Origin of the sequence: Oceaniovalibus guishaninsula JLT2003 (assembly GCF_000299575.1) — a bacterium.
Taxonomy (GTDB): domain Bacteria; phylum Pseudomonadota; class Alphaproteobacteria; order Rhodobacterales; family Rhodobacteraceae; genus Palleronia; species Palleronia guishaninsula.
This window is the reverse complement of the sequence record NZ_AMGO01000010.1, coordinates 30314-45558: the sequence shown is the minus strand read 5'-3', so window position 1 is coordinate 45558 and position 15245 is coordinate 30314. Positions and strand designations below refer to the sequence as shown.

Annotated in this window: 17 protein-coding genes; 9 read left to right on the top strand and 8 right to left on the bottom strand. The window is 69.0% G+C overall.

What is annotated here, in order from left to right:
* Both OCGS_RS03575 and OCGS_RS03570 read right to left on the bottom strand, forming a co-directional pair.
* On the bottom strand, window positions 1-429 hold a 429-nt coding region (locus tag OCGS_RS03575), incomplete at its 3' end, for a phosphate ABC transporter permease family protein (RefSeq protein ID WP_040610459.1).
* Window positions 430-483: 54 nt separating this feature from the next.
* Window positions 484-1515: a substrate-binding domain-containing protein gene (locus OCGS_RS03570; protein WP_040610471.1), complete on the bottom strand. Its 1032-nt coding sequence runs from the start codon at window positions 1513-1515 to the stop codon at window positions 484-486.
* A gap of 363 nt (window positions 1516-1878) precedes the next feature.
* Here OCGS_RS03570 and OCGS_RS14730 point away from each other — a divergent pair, with 363 nt between their 5' ends.
* A complete protein-coding gene (locus tag OCGS_RS14730) occupies window positions 1879-2097 on the top strand; it encodes a hypothetical protein (protein ID WP_083848186.1) in 219 nt (72 codons plus the stop codon).
* Between the two features lie 13 nt (window positions 2098-2110).
* Here OCGS_RS14730 and OCGS_RS03560 read toward each other — a convergent pair whose 3' ends face one another.
* Genes OCGS_RS03560 through OCGS_RS03545 form a run of 4 tightly spaced genes read right to left on the bottom strand, consistent with a single transcriptional unit; the run spans window position 2111 to window position 5372 of the window.
* Window positions 2111-3283, bottom strand: coding sequence for a trans-sulfuration enzyme family protein (locus tag OCGS_RS03560; protein WP_007425858.1), 1173 nt, complete (start codon window positions 3281-3283; stop codon window positions 2111-2113).
* Window positions 3284-3290: 7 nt separating this feature from the next.
* A complete protein-coding gene (locus OCGS_RS03555; protein ID WP_007425857.1) occupies window positions 3291-3821 on the bottom strand; it encodes a gamma carbonic anhydrase family protein in 531 nt (176 codons plus the stop codon).
* Window positions 3818-4483: a guanylate kinase gene (gene gmk, locus OCGS_RS03550; RefSeq protein ID WP_007425856.1), complete on the bottom strand. Its 666-nt coding sequence runs from the start codon at window positions 4481-4483 to the stop codon at window positions 3818-3820. The genes OCGS_RS03555 and gmk overlap by 4 nt, the downstream gene beginning before the upstream one ends.
* The gene (locus tag OCGS_RS03545; protein ID WP_007425855.1) at window positions 4473-5372 is read right to left on the bottom strand and encodes a YicC/YloC family endoribonuclease; all 900 of its coding nucleotides are present in this window, start codon (window positions 5370-5372) and stop codon (window positions 4473-4475) included. The genes gmk and OCGS_RS03545 overlap by 11 nt, the downstream gene beginning before the upstream one ends.
* Window positions 5373-5526: 154 nt before the next feature.
* On the opposite strand from OCGS_RS03545, the gene OCGS_RS03540 reads away from it, so the two are divergent.
* Window positions 5527-6195 (top strand): PAS domain-containing protein, encoded by a 669-nt coding sequence (locus tag OCGS_RS03540; RefSeq protein WP_007425854.1) that lies wholly within the window; start codon window positions 5527-5529, stop codon window positions 6193-6195.
* 9 nt (window positions 6196-6204) lie between these two features.
* Here the strand turns inward: OCGS_RS03540 and OCGS_RS03535 are convergent, their stop codons facing one another.
* Window positions 6205-7578: a class II 3-deoxy-7-phosphoheptulonate synthase gene (locus OCGS_RS03535; protein WP_007425853.1), complete on the bottom strand. Its 1374-nt coding sequence runs from the start codon at window positions 7576-7578 to the stop codon at window positions 6205-6207.
* Between the two features lie 116 nt (window positions 7579-7694).
* Between OCGS_RS03535 and OCGS_RS03530 the strand changes: the two genes are divergently transcribed.
* The 7 genes from OCGS_RS03530 to OCGS_RS03500 all read left to right on the top strand — a co-directional run bounded on the left by OCGS_RS03530 (window position 7695) and on the right by OCGS_RS03500 (window position 14664).
* Entirely contained in the window at window positions 7695-8696 is a 1002-nt protein-coding gene (locus OCGS_RS03530; protein ID WP_007425852.1) for a GlxA family transcriptional regulator, read from the top strand.
* Between the two features lie 92 nt (window positions 8697-8788).
* Complete coding sequence (locus OCGS_RS03525) at window positions 8789-9979, top strand: ABC transporter substrate-binding protein (RefSeq protein WP_007425851.1); 1191 nt, start codon at window positions 8789-8791, stop codon at window positions 9977-9979.
* Between the two features lie 102 nt (window positions 9980-10081).
* Window positions 10082-10855: an ABC transporter ATP-binding protein gene (locus tag OCGS_RS03520; RefSeq protein WP_007425850.1), complete on the top strand. Its 774-nt coding sequence runs from the start codon at window positions 10082-10084 to the stop codon at window positions 10853-10855.
* Window positions 10856-10912: 57 nt separating this feature from the next.
* Entirely contained in the window at window positions 10913-11740 is an 828-nt protein-coding gene (locus OCGS_RS03515; protein WP_007425849.1) for an ABC transporter ATP-binding protein, read from the top strand.
* 31 nt (window positions 11741-11771) lie between these two features.
* The gene (locus OCGS_RS03510) at window positions 11772-12782 is read left to right on the top strand and encodes a branched-chain amino acid ABC transporter permease (RefSeq protein ID WP_007425848.1); all 1011 of its coding nucleotides are present in this window, start codon (window positions 11772-11774) and stop codon (window positions 12780-12782) included.
* Complete coding sequence (locus OCGS_RS03505; RefSeq protein WP_007425847.1) at window positions 12779-14071, top strand: branched-chain amino acid ABC transporter permease; 1293 nt, start codon at window positions 12779-12781, stop codon at window positions 14069-14071. The genes OCGS_RS03510 and OCGS_RS03505 overlap by 4 nt, the downstream gene beginning before the upstream one ends.
* Complete coding sequence (locus tag OCGS_RS03500; protein ID WP_007425846.1) at window positions 14068-14664, top strand: nucleotidyltransferase family protein; 597 nt, start codon at window positions 14068-14070, stop codon at window positions 14662-14664. The genes OCGS_RS03505 and OCGS_RS03500 overlap by 4 nt, the downstream gene beginning before the upstream one ends.
* Here the strand turns inward: OCGS_RS03500 and OCGS_RS03495 are convergent.
* A complete protein-coding gene (locus tag OCGS_RS03495) occupies window positions 14661-15164 on the bottom strand; it encodes a disulfide bond formation protein B (protein ID WP_007425845.1) in 504 nt (167 codons plus the stop codon). The genes OCGS_RS03500 and OCGS_RS03495 overlap by 4 nt on opposite strands.
* Between the last annotated feature and the right edge of the window lie 81 nt (window positions 15165-15245).

The following is a 15245-nucleotide window of genomic DNA, read 5'->3' as shown; positions in this document are numbered from 1 at the left end:
TTCGGCGGCGGCCAGCACCGGGGGGGCGATGTCGCCGATCACCGGCACGCCGACGCGCCCCAGTTCGGCGCGCAGGTCCGAAGGCGCGGCGACGGGCCGCCCCTGGGCCGCCAGCGCGTCGAGCCCGCCGGCGATGCGGCGCACGTCGTTCATGATCAGCGCGCGATCCGAGGCGGGGGGGATGGCGCTGTCGGGGATCGAGGGGGCGATCCACGCCTCCAGCAGCGGCGGTTGCAGCAGCGTCCACACCGCCAGCAGGGTCAAGGACGGGATCAGCGCCGACAGCACTACGTTGGCGCCGTAATAGACCGGCAAGGAATGCAGGCCCCGCCCGTCGCCGCCCGCCGAAGCCAGCGCGCGCCGGCGCCCGGCCACGAAGCCCGCCGCCGCCAGAAGGCCCAGCAGGACCAGAAGCCAGATCAGCGGCATGATGTCGTTCGCGGTGCCATTCGCGCGGCCCCTAGCACGACCGGCGGGCGGATGTCACATCGTCTTCTCGTCCTGCACCGCGCGGCGCGTCGCGGCCAGTTCTGGGTCGGGCACCAGGCCATAGCGCGCCAGCGGCCCGCCCGGCCCCGCGACTTGATCCGACAGGAAGAATTCGGTGTATTCCCTGAGGCCCGGAATGGCGCCGACATGCGCCTTCTTGACGTAGAAGAACAGCGGGCGCGACACTGGATAGGCGCCTTCGGCCACGGATCGCGCGGTGGGTTCGACGCCGCCTATGGTCGCGACCTTCAGCTTGTCGGCGTTGTTTTCGAAGAACGACAGGCCGAAGACGCCGATGCCTTCGGGGTTCGACTGGATGCGGGCCAGCGTTTCGGTATAGTCGCCGTCGATGTCAACGGCGCGACCGTCCTTGCGGATCGCCATGCAGGCCGATTCGGCGGCATCCTCGTCCATCCCGGCGGCCAGCATGTCCGCCAGCGCGCCGCTGTCGCGGCAGCCCTGAAGGATCAGCTTTTCCTCGAACACCTCGCGCGTGCCGTGCTTGGTGCCGGGGATGAAGGCGGTGATCGGCACGTCGGGCAGGCCCGGATCGACCTGCGACCAGCGCGCGTTCGGGTTCGGGACAAGCCGCCCGTCCACCGGCACCGTTTCGGCCAGCGCGCGATACCAGTCGGCGGGCTGGAACGCGGTGAAGTCGGGGCCGTCCGTCAGGCTGGCCAGAACGATGCCGTCATAGCCGAAGCGGACCTCGATGATGTCGGTCACGCCGTTGGCGGCGCAGGCGGCGATTTCCGCCGGGCGGATCGGGCGGCTGGCATTGGCGATGTCGACGGTGTGTTCGCCCAGCCCCTCGCAGAACAGCTTGAGCCCCGCGGACGATCCGCCCGATTGGACGACGGGGGTGGGAAAGTCGAAATTCTCGCCGAACGCCTCGGCGACGATGGTGGCATAGGGCAGCACGGTCGAGGATCCGGCGATCTGCACCTGATCGCGGCCCTGCGCGATGGCCGCGCCGGTGGCGGCCGCCGTCAGGGCGAGCGCGGCGAGTAACGTGGCAGGGGTCATCGGGCGTCCGGGGCGACTGTCGGTCATGCGCACACTCTGCCCCTGCGCCCCACGCATCGCAACCGCCGCGCGACGGACCGTAAATTCGGGGTGAAATCGAACCGCCGCCGGTCTTTGTCGGGTGGACGCGACGTCATCTTGCGGGGAAACATTTGACGGCGGCGCGCGATCTTCTGTAAGCGGATTGTTGCCGAAGATGTGGGGAACAGCATGGACTGTCGCATTTGCCATTCAGATCGTCTGCCAGCCGTCCTTCTGGTCGGAACTGCGGAGGATCGGCATGCGGGCGCCAGAACCTGTTCCGCCCGCGCCGACATAAGCGAGGCGGATTTTCCCGGCATCTGCGATATCTGGTCGGACGACATGCCCGACATCGTGGTGGCCCCCCTGTTTTCCAGGGGATTCGATTCGTTCGATGTCGCGCGGTTCCTGCATCATCGGGGGTATCGCGGGATGCTGCGGATCGTCTCGGCGCCCCTGCCCCGGCCCGACATGGTGCTGAGCGAATTGCGGCTGGCCTTTCCGGGGCTGCGCATGGACATCGTCACCGTGACCGCCGCGCAGGCGGTGCGCGTGGCCTGATCCGCCCGCGCCGTCAGGACGCCGCGGCGCGGATCGCGGCCTCGAACTCGGCGCAGAGCAGATCGGCAGGTTCCACCCCGACCGAGACGCGGAACGATCCTTCGGACAGGCCCAGGGCGGCGCGGTCCTCGGGCGACAGCGCGCGGTGCGAAGAAGTGGCCGGATGGCTGAGCGTGGTGCCGATATCCCCCAGTGTCGGCGCGAAGGCGATGTTGCGCGCCGCCCGCACGAGGCGGTTCGCCGCGTCTCGCCCGCCGTCGATCTCGAACGTGACCATGTTACCGGTGCGCGTGCCCAGCAGGGCGGCGGCGCGGTCGCGGTCGGGATGGTCGGCGCGGCCGGGATAAAGCACGCGGCGCATCCCCGGCAGGCCGTCCAGACGGTCGGCGAGGATGCGGGCGTTTTCCTCGGCCCGGTCATAGCGCAGATCGAAGGAATAGAGCCCGCGTTCGGCCAGCCAGCAATCGAAAGGACTGGCCGTCAGACCCAGCGTGGTGGCGAAGCCGCGCATCCGGTCGTTGGTCGCGGGATCGCGCGCCGCGACATAGCCCAGCGTGGCGTCCGAATGGCCCGCCAGCAGCTTCGTCACCGAATGGATGACGATATCGGCGCCGTGATCCGCCGGGCGGATCGCGCGGGGCGTGGTGAAGGTGTTGTCCACCGCCAGCAGGATGCCCCGGTCTCGGGCCAGCGCGGCGATGCCGTGCAGATCGGCGACGCGCAGGGTCGGGTTCGACACGATCTCGATCAGGATCATGCGCGTCTCGGGGCGGATCGCGGCGGCCATCGCGGCGGCGTCGGTCGGATCGGCGAGGCCGGTCATCACGCCCATGCGCGGCAATTCGGTGGACATCATCCGCAGCGACCGGCCGTAAAGCTGATTCGCGCCCAGGATGTGATCGCCGGCCCGAAGAATGCCCATCGCCGCCGCCGCGACCGCCGCCATGCCCGAGCCGGTGACGAAGCCGCCCGACAGCCCCTCCATCGCGTCGATCTTGGCGGCCAGGACATCGGCGTTGGGATGCCCTTCGCGCGCATAGGCATAGCCCGGCGCGCGGCCTTCATACTGGTCGTCCAGCGCGTCGGGGCTTTCGGCGGCATAGACGACGGACGGTTGCAGCGGGGTCACGACGGCCCGGCTGGCGCTTTCGGGCCATGGCGTGCGGCGGACGAGGGTGTCGGTCATCAGTGCCTCAGTCCAGCGCGGTCAGGGTGTCGCGGAAACGCGCGGCGGCCTGCTGGTAATGCAGGGCCGAGGCATGCAGCGCCTCGATCGCCGCATCGTCGAGCTGACGCACCACCTTGCCCGGCGCGCCGACGACCAGCGATCCGTCGGGGATGCGCTTGCCTTCCGTCACCAGCGCCCCCGCGCCGATCAGGCATTTGTCGCCGATGACCGCGCCGTTCAGCACGGTGGCGCCCATGCCGACCAGCGACGCGCGCCCGATGGTGCAGCCGTGCAGCATCGCCTTGTGGCCGATGGTGCAATCGGGGCCGATGGTCAGCGGAAAGCCCATATCGGTATGCAGGACGCAGTTTTCCTGGATGTTCGTGCCTTCGCCCACCTCGATCGGTTCGTTGTCGCCGCGCAGCGCCGCGCCGAACCAGATCGACACACGCGCGCCCAGGATCACCTTGCCGATGACATGGGCGCCGGGCGCCACCCAGGTCGTGCCGCCGGGGTCGAGCATGGGGGTCAGGTCGCCAAGGGCATAAACGGTCATTGTCTGGCCTCGAATTCGCGGTTGAGGTGGCGGACGACCTCGACGAGGCCGGGCTGCTGGGAAATGCGCATCCGTTCGGCGCTGACGATTGTTTTCAGCTTTTTCTCGGTCCTGTCCAGATCGTCGTTCACGAGGACGTAATCGTATTCGGGCCAATGGCTGATCTCGTCGCGGCTTTTGCGCATGCGGGCGGCGATGACGGCGTCGCTGTCCTGACCGCGCGCGCGCAGGCGGCGTTCCAGTTCGGGGATCGAGGGCGGCAGGATGAAGATCGACAGTGTATGCTTGCCCAGCATCGAGTTGCGGATCTGCTGCCCGCCCTGCCAGTCCACGTCGAACAGCACGTCCCGGCCCGCCAGCGTCGCCTCCTCGACCGGCAGCGCGGGCGAGCCGTAGAGTTCGCCGAAAACCTCGGCATGTTCCAGCATCTGCCCGGCGGCGACCATCGCCATGAAGGCGGCGCGGTCGCGGAAGAAATATTCGCGACCCTCGACCTCGCCCGCGCGCGGGGGGCGGGTGGTGGCCGAGACGGAAAAGCGCAGCCCCGGATCCCAGGCCATCAGCCGACGCGCCAGCGTCGTCTTGCCCGCCCCCGAGGGCGAGCTGAGGATGATGAGCAGCCCGCGCCGGGCGGGGGTCGGCGGGACGGGATCATTCGACATTCTGCACCTGTTCGCGCATCCGGTCGATGACCGTCTTCAGGTCCAGCCCGACCGTGGCGAGTTCCGCATCCTGCGCCTTGGCGCACAGGGTGTTGGCCTCGCGGTTGAGTTCCTGGGTCAGGAAATCCAGCTTGCGGCCGACCGGCCCGGATTCGGCCAGAAGCAGGCGCGCGGCATCGACATGGGCGCGCAGGCGGTCGATCTCCTCGGTCACGTCGGCCTTGACGGCCAGCAGCGCCAGCTCCTGCGCCAGACGGTCGGGATCGGGCGCCGCGGCGCCGATCCGGTCCAGCGCCGCCTGCATCTCGGCGGGGGCGCGCGCCAAACGGGACGCGGCAAGGGTGCCGGCCCGTTCGACCAGCGCGGCGATGGCGTCGATCTGGCCCGACAGGACCGCCGCCAGCGCCCGCCCCTCGGCGCGGCGGGCCTGCGCGAAGGCGGGCAGAACGTCGTCCCGGAACTGCGCCGCCAAGGCGTCCCGAAGCGGCGCGGGATCGGCGGCGTCGGGCGCTGTCGCGGTGCGCAGGTTCAGCACGTCGATCGCGCGGCAGGGGGCCAGCGCCACGCCGCGCGCCATGGCCGCGTCCTCCACCGCCGCGATCCGGTCCAGCGCGCGCTGGATCGTCCCGGTATCGGGGCCGTCCGAATCGGCCTGGGGGTGGATGCGCAGGGCGATCTGGACGTTGCCGCGCGCCAGTGCCCCCTGCGCCAGCGGACGCAGGACCGCTTCCAGCCCCTCGATCCAGTCGGGAAGGCGGAAGCGCAGGTCGAGCCCGCGGCCGTTCACGCCGCGCATGTCCCAGACCCAACGCCAGCCATCGTTTTCGCCCTGCCGCGTGGCGAATCCGGTCATCGAGACAGGACCGCCCGGATCCCCGCCTTGAATCATCAGGTTAACCCTTCGTTTCAAATGCTACGGAATTCGGATATCCGTCGTGCTATATCCTGTTCGACGACGGCCCCTGCCCCGGCATGGCGTCGGTTAGCAGAGGCCCGGACCGCTCACAACCGCGTGGGCCGGCGGAGAGACGGAGACAGGCGAGATGAATATCGGTTCCGACACGGTGGCCGGCGCGGGTCATGTCGTATCGCTGGTCGACGGGCATCTGGCCCCGACGGGCGATCCGCTGGCGCTGCTGTCGCGCTTCTGGCAGGCGCGCTGCGACGGCCGCATCATGCCGCAGCGGGCCGACATGGATCCGCGCGGCATCGCCGCCATCCTCGACCGGGTGTTCATGGTGGAACGGATCGCGCCGGGCGTGTGCCGGTTGCGGCTGGGCGGCGCGCATCTGGCCGACCTGATGGGGATGGACGTGCGCGGCATGCCGCTGAGCGCGTTCTTCGTGCCCGATGCGCGCGCCGCGCTGGCCGACGCGGTCGAGGCGGTCTTTGCCGAACCGGCGCGGATCGAACTGACGCTGACGGGGCCGCGGGCGGGGCTGTTCGGCCGGGTCAAGGGCCGGTTGCTGATGCTGCCGCTGCGGGGGCGCGACGGCGCGGTGGTCAGCGCCATCGGCTGCCTCGACAGCGACGCGGCGCCGGGCCGGGCGCCGCAGCGGTTCACGATCTCGGCGCAGGACCGGCGCACGCTAATCGGCTATGGCGACCGCGACGAAGCCGAATCGACGGACGGCGATCCGTTCGCCGAAGCGGATGCAGCCCGCGCCGTGGCCCGCCGGCGCGCGTCGCTGCATCTGGTTCACAGCGCCTGAGCGCCGCCGTCAAAGCGCCGAGGCGAGCTGCGGGCGCGATGTGCGGCGGCTGCCCAGTTCCTCGGCCACGAGGAAGGCCAGTTCCAGCGCCTGGCTGGCATTGAGGCGCGGATCGCAGGCGGTGTGATAGCGGTCCGACAGATCCTCGTCGCTGACCGCGCGGACGCCGCCGGTGCATTCGGTCACGTCCTTGCCCGTCATCTCGAAATGAACGCCGCCCGGCACGGTGCCTTCGGCGGCATGCACGGCGAAAAACTCCTGCACCTCGCGCAGCACCGAATCGAACGGCCGGGTCTTGTAGCCCGACGCGGACTTGATCGTGTTGCCGTGCATCGGATCGCAGGACCAGACGACATCGGCGCCCGCCTCCTCGACGCAGCGGATGAGGCGCGGCAGATGATCGCCGACCTTGCCAGCGCCGAACCGGGCGATCAGCGTCAGCCGGCCGGGTTCGTTCGCGGGGTTCAGAATGTCGATCAACCGCCGCAGATCGTCCGTCGTGATCGAGGGGCCGCATTTCAGGCCGATGGGATTGGCGACGCCGCGGCAGAATTCGACATGCGCGCCGTCGGGCTGGCGGGTGCGGTCGCCGATCCAGATCAGGTGGCCGCTGCCGGCGATGGTCTGGCCGCTGGTGCTGTCGACGCGGCACAGCGCCTCCTCGTATTCCAGCAGCAGCGCCTCGTGGCTGGTATAGAAATCGACCTTGCCGAGTTCGTGCGCGGTTTCGGCCGTCAGCCCCGCCGCCGCCATGAAATCGAGCGAATCCTGAATGCGGTTGGCGATGTCGCGGTATTTTTCCGCCTCGTCGTCATCGGTGAAGCCCAGCGTCCAGGCATGGACGCGCGCGACATCGGCGAAACCGCCGGTGGAAAAAGCGCGCAGCAGGTTCAGCGTGGCGGCGGCCTGCGTATAGGCTTCGAGCATGCGGGCGGGATCGGGGATGCGCGCCTTGGCCGTGAAGTCGAAGCCGTTCACGATGTCGCCGCGATAGCTGGGCAATTCGACGTCGCCGACGGTTTCGGTGGGCGCGCTGCGCGGCTTGGCGAACTGGCCGGCCATGCGCCCGACCTTCACGGTCGGAACCTTGGCGCCATAGGTCAGCACCATCGCCATCTGAAGCATCACCTTGAACGTGTCGCGGATGGTGTCGGCGCTGAATTCGGCGAAACTTTCGGCGCAATCGCCGCCCTGAAGCAAGAACGCCTCGCCCCGGCTGACGGCGGCCAGTTCGCGCCGCAGGCGCCGCGCCTCGCCGGCGAAGACCAGCGGCGGAAAGCGCGACAGGCGGCTTTCGACGGCATGCAGGGCGTCCGCATCGGTATAGTCGGGCATCTGCACGCGCGGACGGTCGCGCCATCCGGTTTTCTGCCATTGTGCCATGTCCGCGCTCCTTCTTGTGCCGTATTCTTATAGGGGCGCCCCCAGCCGATGAAAACCGCCGATGAAAACCGCCGATGCGGACCGCGCGGCGATGGGGTAATCGGAGGATCGTGTCGGTGCGGGGGTGTGCGGCGATGGGCGATGTCCGAAAGGGGGCGAGTGCGGATGGCCTGCCGCGGACGGTGCGGTTCGTCCTTGTCCCGATGCCGGGGTTTTCGCTGCTGACCCTTGCCGCCGCGCTGGAGGTGCTGCGGCTGGCGGCGGCGATCCGCGCCGATGCGCCGGGCTGGACGCTGATCGGCGAAGGCGGGGCCGTGGTATCGAGCGAAGGCGTGACGGTGACGCCGGACGGCGATCTGCGCGATCTTGCGCGCGGCGAAACGGTGCTGATCTGCGGCGGCCCCGGCATCGCACGGGCGACGGGGCGGCGCATGATCAGCTGGCTGCGGCGCGAGGCGCGGCGCGGTCTGCGAATGGGCGGTCTGGGAACAGGTGTCTGGGTGCTGGCGCGCGCCGGGCTGCTGGAGGGGCGCGAGGCGGCCATCGACCCTGCTCTCGCCGATGCCTTCGCCGAGGAATTCGCCGATGTCACGCTGGCGCGCGCGCCTTTCGTGCAGGACGGCAACCGGCTGAGCGCGGGGGCCGGCGCGGCGGCGGCGCATCTGATGCTGCGCCTTCTGGCACAGGATCACGGCGAGGATCTGGCACGCGCGGTCGCAGGCCGTCTGGCGCTGCCCGAAGCCAGCGGAAATGAGGCGCGGGCGGCGACACGACGGCCCGGCGGCATGCCCCCGCGCCTGGCGGCGGTAATCGCCGCGATGGAGGCCCGGATCGAGGAGCCGGTCAGCCCCGCCCTGCTGGCGCAGCAGGCGGGGCTGAGCGCGCGGCAAATCGAACGGCTGTTCCGGCGGCATCTGGGACGCTCGCCCGCGCGGTATTATCTGGACCTGCGGCTGGAACGGGCGCGCAACCTGCTGGCGCAGACGGATTTGAGCGTCATCAATGTGGGGCTCGCCTGCGGTTTCGCCTCGCCCTCGCATTTCTCGCGCTGCTACAGGGTGGCCTTCGGCACCACGCCGTTCGGCACACGCCTGTCGCGGACGCGCGCGGACGGGTGAGCGCCGTTAATGCAGGTCTTTTCTTTTGATTGCGCGCTGCCTAGAGTTCGGATCGAAGAAGATGACCCGAACCGGGCGACAGGGAGACGACAATGAAGAAGCTGCTATCCGCGACCGCCATTTCCGCCATCGCGACCGCCGCCGCCGCGCAGGATGCGGGGCCGGTCAAGATCGGCATCCTGCTGGGCTATACCGGACCGATCGAATCCATCGTGCCCGGCATGACGGCCAGCGCCGAGATGGCGATTTCCCAGATCAACGAGGCGGGCGGCATTCTGGGCGGCCGGATGCTGGAAGCGGTACGCGCCGACAGCACCTGCATCGACAGCGCCGCCGCCACCGCCGCCGCCGAGCGGATGGTCACGTCGGACGGTGTCGCCGCGATCATGGGCGCCGATTGTTCGGGCGTGACGGGCGCCGTCCTGGCCAATGTGGCGGTTCCGAACGGCATCGCGATGATCTCGCCCTCGGCCACCTCGCCGGGGCTGAGCAGCGCGGACGACAACGACCTGTTCTTCCGCACGTCGCCCAGCGACGCCCGCCAGGGCGAGGTTCTGGCGCAGATTCTGGCCGATCAGGACATCGATACGGTCGCCGTGACCTATACCAACAACGATTACGGCAAGGGCCTGTCCGATGCCTTCATCCAGTCGTTCGAGGCGCAGGGCGGCACCGTGACGCTGAACGCGCCGCACGAGGACGGCAAGGCGGATTACTCGGCCGAGATCGGCGCGCTGGACAGCGCGGGCGGCGACGTTCTGGTGGTGCTGGGCTATGGCGACCAGGGCGGCAAGGGAATCATCCGCTCGGCGCTGGATGCGGGCAGCTTCGACCGCTTCATGCTGGCGGACGGGATGTACATGCAGTCGCTGCTGGACGATGTCGGCGCGGCCATGGACGGCAGCTTCGGCGCGGTGCCGTGGTCGGAAGGGGAAGGCACCAGTGCATTCCAAACCCTCGCGGACGAAGCCCAGATCGACGCCGAAAGCACCTATACCCGCGAAAGCTATGACGCGATGGCGTTGCTGGCGATGGCGATGCAGGCGGCGGGATCCACGGATGCCAACGAATACAAGTCCAAGGTGATGGAAGTGGCCAACGCGCCGGGCGAGCCGATCCTGCCGGGCGAGCTGGGCAAGGCGATGCAGATCCTAGCCGACGGGGGCGACGTGGATTATGTCGGCGCCACCAATGTCGAGCTGATCGGCGCGGGCGAAGCCGCTGGAAACTATCGCGAATATGTCGTGAAGGACGGCGAGTACGAGACCGTCACCTTCCGCTGACATGAAAAACAGCCCGGCGGAAGGATCCACCGGGCTGCCTTTGACGACGTTTTGGCCGCTGCCGACCGGGGACAGGTCGTTCCGTGCCTGGGAGTTAGGGACATGATCGTCGTTTCGGACGTTCACAAGCACTTTGGCGGTTTCCGTGCCGTCGATGGCGCAACCCTTGAAATTGCAACCGGTTCCATCACCGGACTCGTCGGACCCAACGGTGCGGGAAAGACGACGCTTTTCAACGTCATAGCCGGCGTTCTTTCCCCGACCAGCGGCCGCGTGACGATGGACGGCGAGGATATTACCGGCTTGCCGCCGCATGATCTTTTCCACCGCGGGTTGCTGCGGACCTTTCAGATCGCGCATGAATTCGCGTCGATGACGGTGCGCGAGAACCTGATGATGGTGCCCGCCCGCCAGTCGGGCGAGACGCTTTGGAACGCCTGGTTCCATCGCGCGCGGATCCGCCAGGAAGAAGCGGCGTTGTTGAAGAAGGCCGATGAAGTCCTTGAATTCCTGACCATAGATCACCTGAAAGAGGAACGCGCCGGTAATCTTTCGGGCGGGCAGAAGAAGCTGCTGGAACTGGGCCGCACGATGATGGTGGACGCCAAGGTGGTGTTTCTGGACGAGGTGGGCGCGGGCGTGAACCGCACGTTGCTGGGCACGGTCGGCGACGCGATCCTGCGGCTGAACCGCGAGCGGGGCTATACCTTCTGCATGATCGAGCATGACATGGATTTCATCGGGCGGCTGTGCGAGACGGTCATCGTCATGGCCGAGGGGCGCGTCCTGACCCAGGGCACCATCGACGAGATCAAGGCCGACGAGCGCGTGATCGAGGCCTATCTGGGCACCGGACTGAAGAACAAGGCGTCCTGAGATGTACAAGATGTCCAGTTCAGGCCCCCAAACGTACAAGTCGCGACGGAGGCCCGCATGAGCGGCTCGGGTTACGGGGATCGCGGCAACAAGGACCGGTCGATCACCCGTCCGGGCGGCGGCACGATGCGGGTCGGGACCGCCTCGGGCGTGCATCCTCTGCCCCGCGACGATACCGCGCCGTTCCTGATCGGCGAGCGGATGACCGGTGGCTATGGCAAGGGCGCCGACATCCTGCACGACTGCACCATCGGCGTCGATCCGGGCGAGATCGCGGTGATCGTCGGGCCGAACGGCGCGGGGAAGTCCACGGCGATGAAGGCGGTGTTCGGGATGCTGGATCTTCGCGGCGGCGCCGTGCGGCTGGAGGGCGAGGACATCACCGCGCTGAGCCCGCAGGACCGGGTGGCGCGCGGCATGGCCTTCGTGCCGCAGACCAGCAACATCTTCACCTCGATGACGGTCGAGGAGAACCTGGAGATGGGCGCGTTCCTGCGACGCGACGACATCCGGGGGACGATGGCGCAGGTCTATGACCTGTTCCCGATCCTGAAGGACAAGCGCCGGCAGGCGGCGGGCGAGCTTTCGGGCGGGCAGCGCCAGCAGGTCGCCGTGGGCCGCGCGCTGATGACGCAGCCGCGCGTGCTGATGCTGGACGAGCCGACCGCGGGTGTGTCGCCCATCGTCATGGACGAGCTGTTCGACCGCATCATTGAGGTCGCCCGCACCGGCATCAGCATCCTGATGGTCGAGCAGAACGCCCGTCAGGCGCTGGAGATCGCCGACAAGGGCTATGTGCTGGTGCAGGGATCGAACGCCTTCACCGGCACCGGCGCGGACCTGCTGGCCGACGACGACGTGCGGCGGAGTTTCCTGGGGGGATGATGGACAGGATCGCGACAGGACGGACGGCCCTATGGACCTGCTGAACGCCTTCGTGGCGCTGATGAACTTCGTGGTCATTCCGGCCAGCGCCTATGGCGCGCAACTGGCGCTGGGGGCGTTGGGGGTGACGCTGATCTATGCGATCCTGCGGTTCTCCAACTTCGCGCATGGCGACACGATGGCGTTCGGCACGATGGTGACGATCCTGGTCACATGGGCATTGCAGGGCGCGGGGCTGTCGCTGGGTCCGGTGCCGACGGCGCTGCTGGCGATGCCGGTCGGCATCTTCGGGGCGGCGGCGCTGGTGCTGCTGACGGATCGGGCGGTCTATCGGTTCTACCGGCGGCAGAAGGCGGCGCCGGTGATCCTGGTCATCGTCAGCACGGGCCTGATGTTCATCTATAACGGCGTGGTGCGGTTCATCATCGGGGTGGACGACCAGAGTTTCGACGACGGCGCGCGCTTCGTGCTGTCGGCGCGCGAGTTCCGCGAGGCGACCGGATTGCAGGAGGCGCTGACGCTGCGCACCTCGCAGGCGATCACGCTGATCACGGCGGTGATCGTGGTGGCGCTGCTGTTCTGGTTCCTCAACCGCACGCGCACCGGCAAGTCGATGCGCGCCTTTGCCGACAACGAGGATCTGGCGCTGCTGTCGGGCATCAGCCCCGAGCGCGTCGTCGCCATCACCTGGATCATCGTGGCGGCACTGGCGACGGTGGCGGGCACGCTTTACGGGCTGGACAAGTCGTTCAAGCCTTTCACCTATTTCCAGCTTCTGCTGCCGATCTTCGCCAGCGCCATCGTCGGCGGCCTGGGTAGCCCGGTGGGCGCCATCGTCGGCGGCTTCGTCATCGCGTTTTCCGAAGTGACCGTGACCTATGCGTTCAAGAAGGTGCTGGTCTATCTGCTGCCCGACGGGTGGGGGCCGGACGGGTTGGTGCAGTTGCTGGGCACCGACTACAAGTTCGCGGTCAGCTTCGCCATCCTGGTGATCGTGCTGCTGTTCCGGCCGACGGGGTTGTTCAGGGGGAAATCGGGATGAGGGGGGTTTGGCTTTTCGCGCTGGTGGCCGCGCTGATCGTGCTGAGCGGCGTGATGCAAAGCTGGAACGTCGCCCTGGGCATCGTCAATATGGGGCTGGTCAGCGCGATCATGGCGCTGGGCGTGAACATGCAGTGGGGCTATGCCGGGCTGTTCAACATCGGGGTGATGGGGTTCGTGGCCTTGGGCGGGCTGGCCGCCGTGCTGATCGGCATGCCGCCCGTGGCCGAGGCGTGGCAAGCGGGCGGCGCGCGTCTGCTGGCGGCCCTGGCGCTGGGCGCGGGCGTCATCGCGGCGGCGGCGCTGGTCTGGAAGCGGATGGCGCCGGGCACCGCGCGGACGCTGGCGATGACGGTACTGCTGATCGGCGGGTTCTTCGCGTTCCGCGCCGTCTATGACCCGGCCGCAAGCGCGATCGAGGCGGTCGATCCGGCGGTCAGCGGATACCTCGGCGGACTGGGGCTGCCGATTTTGCTGGCCTGGCCGGTGGGCGGGCTGCTGGCGGCGGCGGCGGCCTGGGCCATCGGCAAGGTGGCCTTGGGGCTGCGGTCGGACTATCTGGCGATCGCCACGCTGGGCATCGCCGAGATCATCATCGCGGTGCTGAAGAACGAGGACTGGCTGTCGCGCGGCGTGAAGAACGTGATCGGCCTGCCCCGCCCCGTCCCCTACGAGATCGACTTGCAGGAATCCGCCGCGTTCGTCGAAGGCGTGGGCGCGCTGGGCGCCGATCCGGTGATCGCGTCGTCCATCGCCGTCAAGCTGGGATACATGGCGCTGTTCCTGGCGGTGCTGGGGATCCTTCTGTGGCTGTCGCAGATGGCGCTGAAATCGCCCTGGGGGCGGATGATGCGCGCCATCCGCGACAACGAGGTCGCGGCCGAGGCGATGGGCAAGGACGTGACGCGCCGGCATTTGCAGATCTTTATCCTGGGCAGCGCGGTGCTGGGGCTGGCGGGCGCGATGATGACGACGCTGGACGGCCAGCTTGTGCCGACCGCCTATCAGCCGCTGCGGTTCACCTTCCTGGTCTGGGTGATGGTGATCGTCGGCGGGTCGGGCAACAATTACGGCGCGGTGCTGGGCGGGTTCCTGATCTGGTTCCTGTGGGTGCAGGTTGAACCCGTGGGCCTGTGGCTGATGCAGACGATCACCGCCGGCCTGCCCGAGACCAGCGCGCTGCGGACGCATCTTCAGGACGCGGCGGCGCATATGCGGCTGCTGACGATGGGGGTCGTGCTGTTGCTGGTGCTGCGCTTCGCGCCGCGCGGGCTGTTGCCCGAGAAGTGACCGCGCCGCTGGTCGCGCTGCTGGCGGCGGGCGCGTCGTCGCGCATGGGCGGGCGCGACAAGCTGCTGGAGACGGTCGGCGGCGTGCCGCTGCTGCGGGTGCTGGCGGACCGGATCGCCGCGGCGGGGCTGGCGGGCATCGCCACCCTGCCCCCTGACGCGCCGCCGCGCCGCGCGGCCCTGCGCGGATCGGCGATCCGCTGCATCGGGGTCGATGCGTCCGAGGGGATGGCGGCGTCGCTGCGCGCGGCTGTCGCCGCCGCCCAAGCGTTCCCGGCGCTGATGGTGCTGCCCGCCGACATGCCCGAGATCGCCGCCGACGATCTGCGCGCTTTGGCCGATGCGTGGATGGCGGGACCGCCCGACGCGGCGATGCGCGCGGCGACGTGCGACGGGCGGCCCGGTCAGCCGGTGGTGCTGCCGCGCAGGCTGTATCCCGCCATCGCGGCGCTGCGGGGCGACACGGGCGCGCGCGGGCTGTTGCGCAACGAACGGGTCGGGCTGCTGCCGCTGGCGGACGCGCGGGCGGTGCTGGATCTGGACACGCCCGAAGACTGGGCGGCGTGGCGTCGCCGCAGCGGCATCGCGTCCTAGGCGGCGCGGCGGGCGGCGAGAACCCAGAGCGCGGCCAGCGCGAACGAGAAGACCGCGTTCCACGATGCCATCGACAGGCCGGCGAAGGTCCATGCGGCCTGATCGCACATGACGACCCGGCCCGCGATGTCGGTCGCCAGCAGGTCCGCGCCGCTGAGGCCCGAAAGCGAACCGCCCCCCGTGCACGAGGACGGTCCGGCCCACCAGCCGCGTTCGACGCCGGTGTGATAGACGCCGATGCCGCCCGTCGCCGCCGCCGCCAGCCCGCCCGCCGCCGCGACGAGGCGGGCGGGACGGAAGATGGCGACGATCCCCAGCAGGGCCGCCAGCATGTGCGGCCAGCGTTGCCAATAGCAGATGGCGCAGGGCGCATAGCCCATCGCCTGAAACGTGTAGGCCCCCGCCAGCAGCGCCACCGATCCGGTCGCGGCCAGCAGCATCAGGCGGCGGGCGGCTTCGCGGGCATCGCTTGACGGCGGGTTCGTTGTGGCGAGGATCATGGCGGCTCCGTTCGCTGACGGGGTCATGCAGCATGGGCGGCGCGCGGGGTCAAGCGGACCGGCGGCAGCGGCGTGCACAAG

Excerpts from the sequence above, each read along its gene's own strand:
- OCGS_RS03570 (WP_040610471.1), bottom strand. The coding sequence starts at position 1,515 with ATGACCCCTGCCACGTTACTCGCCGCGCTCGCCCTGACGGCGGCCGCC.
- OCGS_RS14730 (WP_083848186.1), top strand. The coding sequence starts at position 1,879 with ATGCCCGACATCGTGGTGGCCCCCCTGTTTTCCAGGGGATTCGATTCG.
- OCGS_RS03560 (WP_007425858.1), bottom strand. The coding sequence starts at position 3,283 with ATGACCGACACCCTCGTCCGCCGCACGCCATGGCCCGAAAGCGCCAGC.
- OCGS_RS03555 (WP_007425857.1), bottom strand. The coding sequence starts at position 3,821 with ATGACCGTTTATGCCCTTGGCGACCTGACCCCCATGCTCGACCCCGGC.
- gmk (WP_007425856.1), bottom strand. The coding sequence starts at position 4,483 with ATGTCGAATGATCCCGTCCCGCCGACCCCCGCCCGGCGCGGGCTGCTC.
- OCGS_RS03545 (WP_007425855.1), bottom strand. The coding sequence starts at position 5,372 with ATGATTCAAGGCGGGGATCCGGGCGGTCCTGTCTCGATGACCGGATTC.
- OCGS_RS03540 (WP_007425854.1), top strand. The coding sequence starts at position 5,527 with ATGAATATCGGTTCCGACACGGTGGCCGGCGCGGGTCATGTCGTATCG.
- OCGS_RS03535 (WP_007425853.1), bottom strand. The coding sequence starts at position 7,578 with ATGGCACAATGGCAGAAAACCGGATGGCGCGACCGTCCGCGCGTGCAG.
- OCGS_RS03525 (WP_007425851.1), top strand. The coding sequence starts at position 8,789 with ATGAAGAAGCTGCTATCCGCGACCGCCATTTCCGCCATCGCGACCGCC.
- OCGS_RS03520 (WP_007425850.1), top strand. The coding sequence starts at position 10,082 with ATGATCGTCGTTTCGGACGTTCACAAGCACTTTGGCGGTTTCCGTGCC.
- OCGS_RS03515 (WP_007425849.1), top strand. The coding sequence starts at position 10,913 with ATGAGCGGCTCGGGTTACGGGGATCGCGGCAACAAGGACCGGTCGATC.
- OCGS_RS03510 (WP_007425848.1), top strand. The coding sequence starts at position 11,772 with ATGGACCTGCTGAACGCCTTCGTGGCGCTGATGAACTTCGTGGTCATT.
- OCGS_RS03505 (WP_007425847.1), top strand. The coding sequence starts at position 12,779 with ATGAGGGGGGTTTGGCTTTTCGCGCTGGTGGCCGCGCTGATCGTGCTG.
- OCGS_RS03495 (WP_007425845.1), bottom strand. The coding sequence starts at position 15,164 with ATGATCCTCGCCACAACGAACCCGCCGTCAAGCGATGCCCGCGAAGCC.